Source organism: Selenomonas ruminantium AC2024, from assembly GCF_000687995.1.
Lineage (GTDB): Bacteria > Bacillota > Negativicutes > Selenomonadales > Selenomonadaceae > Selenomonas_A > Selenomonas_A ruminantium_B.
In genome coordinates this window covers 2,243,663-2,255,878 of sequence record NZ_JIAC01000001.1, presented here as the reverse complement: position 1 = coordinate 2,255,878, position 12,216 = coordinate 2,243,663, and the positions used below count along the sequence as shown (strand labels likewise).

At 45.2% G+C, this 12,216-nt stretch carries 8 protein-coding genes; all 8 read left to right on the top strand.

Annotation, left to right across the window (positions count from 1 at the left end; all coding sequences use genetic code 11):
• Positions 1–111 precede the first annotated feature (111 nt).
• Positions 112–1,539 carry a helix-turn-helix domain-containing protein gene (locus P157_RS0110820; RefSeq protein WP_026760999.1) on the top strand — a complete coding sequence of 476 codons (1,428 nt, stop codon included), beginning with the start codon at positions 112–114 and terminating at the stop codon, positions 1,537–1,539.
• A gap of 42 nt (positions 1,540–1,581) precedes the next feature.
• Complete coding sequence (locus P157_RS0110815) at positions 1,582–3,201, top strand: RNA-directed DNA polymerase (protein ID WP_037368332.1); 1,620 nt, start codon at positions 1,582–1,584, stop codon at positions 3,199–3,201.
• A 57-nt stretch (positions 3,202–3,258) separates the two neighbouring features.
• Positions 3,259–4,872, top strand: a complete 1,614-nt coding sequence (locus P157_RS0110810; RefSeq protein ID WP_026760997.1) for a type I restriction-modification system subunit M — start codon at positions 3,259–3,261, stop codon at positions 4,870–4,872.
• Positions 4,873–4,874: 2 nt separating this feature from the next.
• Entirely contained in the window at positions 4,875–6,047 is a 1,173-nt protein-coding gene (locus P157_RS0110805) for a restriction endonuclease subunit S (RefSeq protein WP_037368330.1), read from the top strand.
• A 21-nt stretch (positions 6,048–6,068) separates the two neighbouring features.
• Positions 6,069–7,082 carry a PDDEXK nuclease domain-containing protein gene (locus tag P157_RS0110800; protein ID WP_026760995.1) on the top strand — a complete coding sequence of 338 codons (1,014 nt, stop codon included), beginning with the start codon at positions 6,069–6,071 and terminating at the stop codon, positions 7,080–7,082.
• A gap of 20 nt (positions 7,083–7,102) precedes the next feature.
• The gene (locus tag P157_RS0110795; RefSeq protein ID WP_026760994.1) at positions 7,103–10,135 is read left to right on the top strand and encodes a type I restriction endonuclease subunit R; all 3,033 of its coding nucleotides are present in this window, start codon (positions 7,103–7,105) and stop codon (positions 10,133–10,135) included.
• A 10-nt stretch (positions 10,136–10,145) separates the two neighbouring features.
• The gene (locus P157_RS14495) at positions 10,146–11,342 is read left to right on the top strand and encodes an MFS transporter (RefSeq protein WP_230578477.1); all 1,197 of its coding nucleotides are present in this window, start codon (positions 10,146–10,148) and stop codon (positions 11,340–11,342) included.
• 131 nt (positions 11,343–11,473) lie between these two features.
• Positions 11,474–12,205 (top strand): YebC/PmpR family DNA-binding transcriptional regulator, encoded by a 732-nt coding sequence (locus tag P157_RS0110785; RefSeq protein WP_014424194.1) that lies wholly within the window; start codon positions 11,474–11,476, stop codon positions 12,203–12,205.
• Positions 12,206–12,216: the final 11 nt, after the last annotated feature.

Here is a 12,216-nt window from a genome sequence, read left to right as displayed (position 1 = left end):
AAAGCAGTTAAAAATATGGAGTTGGCTATTTCAATATGGCCGACTCCTTATATGCGTGGATTACCTGCAGTATGGAAAAATGGGTAGGATAAAGGGCAAGGGATAGGCTTTATGAATATTAGAGATTTAATTGGCGAAGCAACAGAATACGATAAGAAACAGTCTTTGGAAGTGAAGAAGCCAAAGAGCTGGCTGAAAAGCATCAGTGCATTTGCCAATACCTTTGGCGGTAAGCTGATTTTTGGTATTCGTGATGATGATATGATAATTGGGCTGGAAAATGCCAGGGCAGATGCGGAAATAATCAGTGAGACGATTAAGAATCGCATGAATCCCATTCCAAAATTCAAATTGTCGTTTGAAGCCGTGGAAGGTAAAGAACTGATAATTGTTGAAGTTATGACCGGTGAGGAGACACCGTATTATTACTCTGGCGAAGGGCAACTGGTGGCCTTCGTGCGTTTGGGAAATGAGAGTGTACCTGCAAATCCCATGCAGCTGCGTGATTTGGTGATTAGGGGAAGTGGGCAGAGTTATGACAGTCTGCCTTCCCGGTTCAAGTTTGAAGATATGGCCTTTACGAAGCTGCGTTCCGTATATAAGCAAAGAACGGGAAAATCTTTTGAGGAAACAGATTTTGAATCCTTTGGGCTGGTTGACCATAATGGTAATTTGACCAATGCTGGTGCACTTCTAGCCGATGAATCGCCGGTAAGACATTCTCGGGTATTCTGTACCAGATGGAATGGATTGACCAAAGCCGCTGGTTTGATGGATGCCATTGATGATGAGGAATATTCAGGCGGTCTTATTTCCCTTTATCAGGATGGACTTAGTTTCATCATGCGCCATAACCGAAAGGCGTGGCGGAAAACACCTACTCACAGGATTGAATATCCAGATTATCCCCAGCGTGCAGTGATGGAGGGGCTGGTCAACGCCCTGATTCACCGGGATTACCTGATAGTTGGCAGTGAAGTTCACATTGACATCTTTGATGACCGCTTGGAGATTTATTCCCCCGGCGGTATGGTTGATGGCTCGTCGTTGGAAGGCCGTGACCTGCGGAATATCTCGTCACAGCGACGAAATCCGGTGCTGGCAGATGTTTTCAGCAGATTGCAACTCATGGAGCGCAGAGGCAGCGGCTTCAAGAAAATACTGGAAGACTACGATTTCCAAGAGCATACGACAGCCGCATTGATGCCGAAATTCATGGCAGAGCATAAGGATTTCCTGTTGACGCTGTATAATTTGAATTATGGTGAGGGACAAGATAAGGCCAATATTGTCGATGGAAGTTCGGAGAAGTTCGGAGAAAGTTCGGAGAAGTTCGGAGAAAATTCGTTGAGTGAAACCCAAAAGTCTATATTAAGATTGATAAAAGAGGATAAAAGTGTTTCAGCGTCAATGATGGCTGAGCGGTTGAATATTACGCAAAGAGCGGTGGAAAAGAATATTAAGAGCTTGCGAGAGCATGGGATTCTAGTTAGGTGTGGTGCTGCTCGTGGGGGATATTGGGAGACAAAGGGATTTTGATAAAGCATGTGTTATATGCATTGAGGTAGGAGATTTTTAATTATGGCAGTAATATCATTTGATGATATAAAAGAAGAGAAAAAATCGTATATAGAATGTTTGAGAGAGATTTCGTCAGATGAATTATATGATGGCTTGTTAGGATATGGCATGTTCGCTGAAAAATTACCTCCTATCTTTACTTCGGAAGCGTTTCTCAAATACTGCAAAAGTAGACCTATATCATTTTATCAGATAGAGCATGATTATATTTCTGTAAATATCACAAGGAACAATAATAAAATAAGAGTGATGGGAATACCTAATCCTATGGCGTATCACTTTATGTGTGAGTTTTTGAGTGAGAAATGGGATGATATAATAGAATATTTTGACGCAACAACTAGTTATCAGAGTGATAAGATAAGTCGAGTACATATAAGAAAATGTAAAGATAGAAAATCTTTATTTAAGATGAATTATGATAGTTGGAAAGTTGATGGTGAGCCACATATTGATTGGAGGATTGGAAAAAATTATGTTGTAAAAGCAGATATTTCTAATTGTTTTCCTAGTATCTATACACATGCGTTAACCTGGGCTATAGACGGAAAAGAAACTGCGAAAATAGAATCTAATATGAAAATAGAAAAATGGTCGAAAGATATTGATGATTTTGCGATGAATTTGAAGAATAGAGAAACACATGGATTGTTGATTGGCCCGCATGCATCGAATCTCATATCTGAGATTATTTTAACAAAAGTAGACCAAAGACTTAACCAATCAAATAATAACTGGAAGTATACAAGACATGTTGATGATTATACGTGTTATGTTAACAGTAACGATGAAGCGAAATTGTTTTTGCTAGAATTACAAAGAAATCTTCATGAATATGATTTGACTTTGAATAATAATAAAAGTATAATAGAGAAATTACCTATTAATGAAGCCGAAGATAGATTCAATATAATAAAAAGGGCTATAAGTACTGTTTTGATAAACGGGAACAGTCAAAATGTTAAGTGTACGGATGGAAAAGAATATATAAAATTACACTATAACGAAGTTAAAAATTATTTAGATTTATCGATTTCTTTATCGGAACGAGAACCACTAGATATTGCGGTTGTAACATATGCTATAAAAGTATTAACCAATAAAGATAAATATATATTATCGCGAAATGCAAAGATATTTTTATATAAAACGTGCTTATATTTAGTGGGTATATACCCATATTTATGGCATGTGGTATATGAAAATATTTTTGATGAAATAAATGAGACGAATATAAAAAAGAGATTATCGGAATCTGCTTTGTGTAATGCTACAAAAACAGGAAATTTAGAAAGTGCCTATTATGCAATATGTGCGGCAATAAAGTATGGTTATGATATAAATTTTGATATGGAATGGGTTATGGATAGTGATGATTGCTTATTATATTTATTGTCTTGGTTATATGCGAGAAAGAAAAGAGATAAACAATTTAAGGAAAATTTAAAAAATAAAGCGTTGCAATTATCATCAACGGTAACAGAGATGGAAAGAAATTGGATTTTTGTATATGAGTGTTTATCGAAAGATGAGTTGAGAAACGTTGGTGCTTGTGGTAGCGATTGGTGTTCGTTAAAAAAACATGGTGTTTCGTTCATAAGAAAGGAATACAAAAAGTAGATAGAGATATAAATTCAGCGGATGATTAAAATACAAAACAAGAGGGAGATATAACAAATGGCATCACAGGAATTGAATCAGGCGCTTTGGAACGCCGCTAATGTTATGCGCAGTACAATGAGCGCGGACGAATATAAGGATTATCTTCTCGGCATGATTTTCTACAAATATCTGTCTGACCGTCAGCTTTATACGGTGGTTGACTTGTTGGAAGACCGCCAGCCGGAAAGTCTTGATGAGGCGCAGCAGTTGTATGAGGAAGCGCGTCAAGGCGAGGATTGGGATGATTTGAAGGCCGAGCTGGAGGAAAATTACAGTTTTGCGATTGAGCCACAGTATACCTTCACGGCGCTGTACAATGAAATCAACAACAAGACTTTTACCACCGACCATCTGCGTCAGGCCATGCGGGATATTGAGCAGGGCGGCGAGGCTATTCGTGGGCAGAAGCTCTATGAGGATTTGTTCGAGGATTTTGATATTGACTCCAAAAGCCTTGGCACGACTCCGGCAAAGCGCAATGCTATGCTTTCGGATGTGATGAAGGAGCTGGCCCATATTGACTTTACGCAGTATGGCGCGGATGCGCTCGGTGATGCTTATGAATATCTGATTGGTCAGTTTGCGGCGGGGTCCGGGAAAAAGGCCGGGGAGTTCTATACCCCGCAGGCTGTTTCAGAACTAATCACCCGCATTGTGACCAAAGGCAAAGAGGGGGAAGCGGCTTTTTCCATTTATGACCCGTGCATGGGTTCAGGTTCCCTGCTTTTGCATGCCCGCGCGTTTATCAACGAGGACTGCCGCAATGGCATTCAGTTCTTCGGGCAGGAAATTTCGCATACCACCTACAACTTGGCCCGTATGAATATGATTCTGCATAATGTGCCTTTCCAGTATCAGCATTTCCGCAATGGCGATACCTTGGGGGCTGACTGGCCCACGGAGGAGCCGACGAACTATGATGCTACTGTGATGAATCCTCCATACAGTCAGCATTGGAGCGCGGCGGCAGGTTTCTTGACTGACCCGCGTTTCCATCGTTATGAAAAGCTGGCGCCGAAGTCAAAGGCTGATTTTGCCTTCCTGCTTCATGGCTTCTATCATCTGAAAGAAAACGGCACCATGGGCATTATCCTGCCGCATGGAGTTCTGTTCCGCGGGGCTGCAGAGGGGACAATCCGCAAACACCTGCTGGAAGATGGCAATATCTATGCGGTTATCGGTCTGCCTGCGGGGATTTTCTTCAATACGGGCATACCGACCTGCATTATCGTGCTGAAAAAAGACCATGTGAGCCGTGATGTGCTCTTTATTGACGCGTCAAAAGAGTTCCGCAAGGAAAAGGCGCAGAACTTTATGGATGCGGAGCATATCGACAAGATTATGGCGGCTTATGATGAGCGGAAGGATGTGGACAAGTTCGCCCATCTGGCCACCTTTGAAGAAATCAAGGAAAATGACTACAACCTCAATATTCCCCGCTATGTGGATACCAGTGAACCCGAGCCGGAAGTTGACCTCAAAGCTGTTTGCGCCAATTTGCAGGGGATTGACGTGGAAATCAAAGCAGCTAATAATGAACTGTTGGCCATGCTGGATGATTTGGCCAGTGATGATGAAGAAGCAAAAACGGCCTTGGCAGAACTGGGCAAAATCATACAGGGGGTGTGAATATGAGCACTCCTAAAATTAGATTTAGGGAATTTACGGATGCTTGGGAACAACGGAAGCTGGGGAAAGTAGCAAAATATAGAAATGGAAAGGCTCATGAAAGTGATATTGATGAGAATGGTGAATTCATCGTTGTTAATTCAAAATTTGTATCTACAGATGGTAAGATAAAGAAATATTCACATTATCAGCTAGAACCATTAGTAAAGAATGAAATAGCATTTGTACTCAGTGATGTTCCTAATGGCCGTGCTATAGCAAAAACATTTTTGGTTGATAAATCTAATAAATACACTCTTAATCAGCGCATTGCAGGTATATCTCCTCTTGATAATACATATCCGTATTTCTTGCATATTCTAATGAATAGAAATAAGTATTTTCTTGCATTTGATGATGGTGTGAAACAAACGAATCTATCTGTGTCGGATGTAATGAATTTTGAGGAGTATTATCCTAGATATGATGAACAAAATATGATAGGGAAATATTTTGAGAACATGGACAACCTTATTATCCTTCATCAGCGAAAGTGTGATGAACTGCAAAAAGTAAAGCAGTATATGCTTCAAAAAATGTTTCCGAAAAAAGGAGAAAAAGTTCCAGAGATTCGCTTTGCTGGATTTACTGGCGATTGGGAACAGCGGAAGTTCGGTGAATTTGCACAAAGACAGTCGGAAACAAGAATGTCAGACAGTGATATTCCTTGTGTAGAATATGAAGATGTCATAGCAGAACAAGGACTTCTTAATAAGGATATACGCAACAAGGAGATTAACAAGACAGGGATTGCTTTCTCTGAAGAAGATGTGCTCTATGGAAAATTACGTCCATATCTTCATAATTGGTTAAACCCTGACTTCAAAGGAGTAGCTACAGGCGATTGGTGGGTTCTAAAGCCTAAAGAGATGGATAAGAATTTCCTTTATCGATTGTTTCAAACCTCTCAGTTTGATGATGCTGCCAATCAATCGTCTGGAACAAAAATGCCTAGGGCCGATTGGAAACTGATTTCCAACCTAGAATTTCTAGTTCCTAATTCGATTGAAGAACAGGCAAAAGTTGGAAAACACTTTAACAATATCGATACCCTTATCACTCTTCACCAACGCAAGCATGAGGCTCTTAAAGAAATCAAGAAATATATGTTGCAAAATATGTTTCCAAAGAAATAAAGGCATTGGGGGTGAATCGGTATGAATGAAATCGAGAAGGTATCGCAGGATATTTACGGCGAAATCAGACAAAGCATAATCCATGTACAGTATAAGGTACAACAGGCCGTAAATACTGGCATGGTGCAGATATATTGGGAAGTTGGGCAAAGGCTGGATGAAGCCTGTGATGGCAAGAGAGCTGAATATGGCAAGGGATTGCTAAAAGCTCTTTCTGAACGATTAACAGCAGAGTTTGGCAAGGGTTATTCTGTGCAGGGCTTGAGGAATATGCGGCAGTTTTATCAAAGCTTTCCAATTCGCTCCGCACTGCGGAGCGAATTGAGCTGGACACATTATCGTATGCTAATGCGGGTAGCGGATTCCAAGGCTAGGGAGTTTTATGCCGAGGAATGTGCTGCGGCGGGGTGGAGCAGTCGGGAACTGGAACGACAGATTACGACTTTTGCCTATCAGCGCACGGTTTCTCAGCAAAAGACAACCGAAAGAATACCACAGACAGCGACGGATAAGGGAATGGCACCTTATCGCGATTTTATTCGTGACCCTTATGTGTTGGAGTTTCTGGAACTGAAGCCTTCACCAGAGTTCTATGAGCGGGATATTGAACAGGGGATTATTGAGCATTTGCAACAGTTCCTACTGGAGCTGGGGCGTGGCTTTTCCTTTGTGGCCAGACAGAAGCGTATTTCGCTTGACGGCGATGATTTCTATATTGACCTTGTGTTCTATAACTACATTCTCAAATGCTTTGTTCTTATTGATTTGAAGCTAGGCAAGGTTAAACATCAGGATATTGGTCAGATGCAGATGTATGTGAATTATTACAAGGCCAATATGCGCAATGAAGGCGACAATGAGCCTATTGGGATTGTCCTTTGCGCGGAGAAGAATGAGGCCGTAGTGAAGTATACGATGGGGAGCGACAACAGCACCCATATTTATGCGTCAAAATATATGCCTTATATGCCCACGGAGGAAGAACTCAAAAAGGAACTGCGCTTGCAGGAGCTTCCTCTGGCGAAAGAAGAATAACATAGCAGGAGGAATTGAGCATGGCACAAAGTGAAGTGTCGATGGAATGGGCGCTGATTAAGCAGCTCACGGGGGATGTTTCCCAATGGACTTATCGTAAGGATATTGTAGACGAGGAATCCCTTTGGGCAAATTTCCGGGCGAAGCTGAATCAGAACAATCTTGCTGTGCTTGATGGTGAGCCTGTAACGGATGCCGAGTTTCATCAGATTCGGGAATATATGCTGGATGTGGCCAAGACTCCTTACAAGGCGGCTTTGTGGCTGGCGGGGGAGAATGGCGAGGCGGTTATTCCTTTGACGCGTGAAGATGCGGCCAAAGGCACAATCCACCTCATGGCGGTTAGCAATCGGGAAATCGCCGGGGGCAGGTCGTCTTATGAAGTCATCAACCAGTTTGTTTCCGATAAGCAGGACGAGGATGACCGTGAGCGCCGCTTTGATGTGACTTTGCTGATTAACGGCCTGCCCATGATTCATATTGAACTCAAGAACCAGGACCATCCCTATATGGATGCTTTCCGTCAGATAAAGAAATACAGTCTGGAAGGAAAATTCCGCGGGCTGTTTGGCATGGTGCAGATGTTTGTCATCAGCAATGGCAGCAACACCCGCTATATTGCCGCCGATACCGGCTCAAACCTCAATGAGCGTTTTTTGACTTCGTGGGTCAACAAGAACAATGAGCCGGTGGAAAATTATCTGGAATTTGCCAAGGAAGTTTTGCGGATTCCCGAAGCCCATGAGATGGTGGGGCATTACAGTGTGGTGGATGCGGAGCGGCATAAGCTGATTTTGCTGCGGCCCTATCAGGTGCATGCCATTGAAGCCGTCAAGCAGTCCTCCCAGCGGCAGGAGTCGGGCTTTGTCTGGCATACGACGGGTTCCGGCAAGACGTTAACCTCCTACACGGTCGCCAAGAATCTCATTTTGATTCCGGGGATTGACAAGACCATTTTCCTGATTGACCGCAAAGACCTCGATCAGCAGACTTCGATTTCTTTCAAGGCTTATGCGGAAAATGACATCATTGATGTGGACGAAACCGATAATGTCCATGACCTGCTGCAAAAGCTCAAAAACAAAGACCGCGTGGTGATTGTCACCACCATCCAAAAGATGCAGATTATCATGAAGCGCTACAATAGCGAAGCGAAGAAGGATTCCGCTACGGCCAAGCGTCTCCATGGCATGTGCATTGCCTTTGTGGTGGATGAATGTCACCGCACGGTCACGCCGGAAACCCAGCGGGAGTTACAGAAGTTCTTTAGCAATTCCCTGTGGTATGGTTTTACCGGTACGCCGATTTTTGACGAGAACAAGCGCCAGCGCAAAGGGGATTTGGCCCGCACCACGGAAGCGCTGTATGGCCCCTGTCTGCACAATTACACCATCAAGGAGGCCTTGCATAATAATGCCGTTCTGGGGTTCCAGATTGATTACAAGGATTCTGTGTCCCATGACCAGCTGCTGGAACTTGGCGAGAAATTGCAGGTGGCCAGTGCTGATGAACTGGCCAATATGGAGCCGGACAAGCTGGAGGAAAAGGTTTTCGCCGCTTATTACAAGAATGTGGGCACGGATATTTATGACAATGACAACCATCGCCGTGGTGTAGTGAAGTACATCATCAACAAGGCGGCAGGAAAGTTCCGACTGAATGCTCCTCAAGGGGAGGCTTATGAGGCGATTCTTACTGTGCCTTCCATTGAGATTGCCCAGCGGTACTATCAACTGTTCAAGGAATTCATTGCGGGCGGGAATGTGTCGTCCGCCATTCGGGAGAAGTGTGTGGACTTCCCCAAGATTGCCATTACCTATACGGTGACGGAAAATGATGAAGATTCACTAGCCAATCAGCAGGCGATGAAGGAATCTTTGGCTGATTACAACGAAATGTTTGGCACGAAATTCGCGCTGGACAGCTTGCAGGCGTACAATACCAACCTAAATGACCGTTTGGCTCGGAAGAAGGGGCGTTATAAACAGCGGAAAGAACAGTTGGATATTGTCATTGTGGTTGACCGCCTGCTGACCGGCTTTGATGCGCCGCCCTGCGCGATTCTCTTTGTAGACCGCCCGCCGATGGCCCCGCAGAATATCATTCAGGCTTTCAGCCGCACCAATCGTATTTTTGACAAGAGCAAACGTTATGGCATGGTGGTGATTTTTCAGCGGTCGGCGCAGTATCAGACTGCTGTGGATGGTGCTTTGCTCCTGTATAGCAACGGCGGCACAAAGGAAGTCAGTGCTCCGACCTTTGCGGAAATCGAAAAGGATTTTATGGAAGCACTGGCAGAGCTCAAAAGCATTGCGGCAACGCCCGAAGCTGTGGAAACGATTATGGGCGACCGCAGTGCCATGCAGAAATTTGCCAAGGCCTTTCAGAAAGTTGACCGTCTTAGCGGTGAGATTCAGGTTTATCAGGAATGGGAGGACAAGGAGTTCAGCGATTACGGCATTGTGAAGGAGAGCCTGACGGAATACGGCGGTAAGTATCATAATGTCATTGAAGAACTGAAAACGCCGACGAGTGATGAGGAGCCTGTGGTGGTGGATATCGGCTATGAGATAGAAAATATCCGCAGCGTGACCATTGACTATCGTTATATCGTGTCGTTGATTCAGAATTATATGCCCAGGGAAGATGAGCTCATCGTGGAACCCATCGAAGATACCGCCATTGACGGGCATATCGACAAACTCCGCGAAACGAATCCGGCGCTGGCTGATGTCATTGGCGGCTTCTGGGAAGATATGAAGAAAGACCCACTGAAATATAAGGGCCTTGATGCCATGACGGTGATTGAAACCCGTATCGAGGAAATTATCGCGCAGCAGATAAACACCTTTACCCAAGAATGGTGCGCACAGAAAAAAGATGTGCTGGCCATATTGAACACATTTAGGAAAGGCGACAAAATATCTCTTGTCACCGACTACGAAGCCTATAAGCAAAACCACGAGGGTGTCAGCAAGTTAAAATACAATCGCAAGGCCAAAGATGCAGTTATCGAGCTGATTGAAAAAATCCGGCCATTGCGGGAGAAGTGAGGCGCTTTTCATGGCAGCGACCATTCCACTCTGGAAGAAAAATCTTTATATATGTTGTATTGCATCCTTCATCGTATCCATCGGCATGAGTCAGATGGCTCCGATTTTGCCGCTGTATATTGCTGAGCTCGGCGTCGATAATCCTGCGGATGTGGCCCGTTGGTCCGGTATTGTCTTTGGCTGTAATTTTATCAGCCTGGCCATCTTTTCGCCCATATGGGGCAGGCTTTCGGACCGCTGGGGGAGAAAGCCGATGATTCTGCGTGCCTCCGGCTGGCTGGGGCTCATCATGATTGGTATGGGCTTTGCACAAAGCGTATGGCATCTGGTGGCATTGCGTTTGCTGCAGGGCTGTTTGAGCGGCTTTCAGGCGGCGGTTATTCCGCTGCTGGCACAGGAGACCCCGAAGGACCGGTCCGGCTGGGCCATGGGCATGTTCTTTACCGCCCAGGTATCCGGCGGGCTCATGGGGCCCATCTTTGGCGGCTGGCTCAGTGAAATAATTGGCTTCCGCAATTCCTTTCTGCTGATTGGCTCATGCTGCCTGTTGGGATTTTTGGCATTGACGCAGCTCAGCGAAACAAGACAGCCTGCAGGCGAAAAAGCTGTGGATGGCGAGTTGCCATCCTTTCGGGAGCTGCCACAGTATAACATCATTCTCGGCGTTTTCCTGACGACCGTATTGCTGCACTTCTCCCTGTCCTGTGCTGCACCGATTCTCACGGTTTATGTGCAGGAGATTGCGGGAACCGTCGAACATCTGGCCATTATCTCGGGGGCGATATTCTCGGCCACAGGTTTGGCCAGCATGATATTTGCCTCAAAGCTTGGTCGACTGGCTGACCGCATCGGTTCGGCCCGCATTTTGTTTTCCTGCCTGCTTCTTTCAGGCTTGGTTTCCATCCCGCAGGGCATGGTAACCGCTCCCTGGCAGTTGGGAATTTTGCGGTTCTTACATGGCATAGCCATTGCTGGTCTTATGCCATCCACCAATAACCTAATTCGGCAGTTAACCCCGCCGGCGCTGATGGGACGGATTTTCGGCATCAATCAGTCGGCGCAGTTTATCGGGATGTTCACCGGTGGTTTCTTGGGCGGGCAGTTAGCTGCCAGCATCGGTATCCGCAATCTCTTTCTGCTGGTGGCGGCTTTGCTGCTGTGCAATGCCCTTTGGTGCCGGTTTTTCATTTGCTCCCGGCAGAAATAAATATGAGGCTATAAATCCGTCACTATCGAGTAGGCTGATTTGACGATGAAGCCGAATCGTAGTATACTGTTAGAGTTATTAACGAATTTTTCCTCATAAGAGGGTAAATAAGCAAAAGGAGCGAATTTTGCATGTCAGGACATTCCAAATGGGCCAACATTAAACGTAAAAAAGGCGCCAACGACGCCATCCGCGGTCGTATCACCACGAAAATCGGCCGTGAAATCACCATTGCCGTACGCATGGGCGGCGGTGACCCCACGGGTAATATGCGTTTGAAACTGGCTCTTTCCAAGGCCAAGGCCAACAACATTCCGAAGGACAACATCAACCGCGCTATCCAGAAGGGCCTCGGCGCTTCTGAAGGCAGCAACTACGAAGAACTCACTTACGAAGGTTACGGCCCGGCTGGTACGGCTGTTATGCTCGACATCCTCACGGATAACCGCAACCGTACGGCTGCTGATGTGCGCCACCTGTTCTCTAAGTTCGGCGGCAACCTCGGTCAGGACGGCTGCGTAGGTTGGATGTTCAACAAGAAGGCCATCTTTGTTGTGGAAAAAGAAGTGTTCGACAACGAAGACGAACTCATGGAAATCGTGCTCGAAGCTGGCGCAGATGACATGAAGGACGAAGGCGATGTATTCGAAATCACCGCTGAACCGGATGCTTTTGACGCTATCGAAGCTGCTCTGGCAGAAAAGGGTATCGAAACGGCTTCCGCTGAAATCACGATGGTTCCGGAAAACACTGTAAAACTGTCCGGTGAAGATGCCGAAAAGATGCAGAAGCTCGAAGACGCTCTGGAAGACAACGACGACGTACAGAACGTATACAGCAACTACGAAACGGACGAAGACTAAAGCATAAAAAA

Bases quoted from the DNA above. Each gene is read 5' to 3' on its own strand.
- P157_RS0110820 (WP_026760999.1), top strand. From the start codon at position 112: ATGAATATTAGAGATTTAATTGGCGAAGCAACAGAATACGATAAGAAA.
- P157_RS0110815 (WP_037368332.1), top strand. From the start codon at position 1,582: ATGGCAGTAATATCATTTGATGATATAAAAGAAGAGAAAAAATCGTAT.
- P157_RS0110810 (WP_026760997.1), top strand. From the start codon at position 3,259: ATGGCATCACAGGAATTGAATCAGGCGCTTTGGAACGCCGCTAATGTT.
- P157_RS0110805 (WP_037368330.1), top strand. From the start codon at position 4,875: ATGAGCACTCCTAAAATTAGATTTAGGGAATTTACGGATGCTTGGGAA.
- P157_RS0110800 (WP_026760995.1), top strand. From the start codon at position 6,069: ATGAATGAAATCGAGAAGGTATCGCAGGATATTTACGGCGAAATCAGA.
- P157_RS0110795 (WP_026760994.1), top strand. From the start codon at position 7,103: ATGGCACAAAGTGAAGTGTCGATGGAATGGGCGCTGATTAAGCAGCTC.
- P157_RS14495 (WP_230578477.1), top strand. From the start codon at position 10,146: ATGGCAGCGACCATTCCACTCTGGAAGAAAAATCTTTATATATGTTGT.
- P157_RS0110785 (WP_014424194.1), top strand. From the start codon at position 11,474: ATGTCAGGACATTCCAAATGGGCCAACATTAAACGTAAAAAAGGCGCC.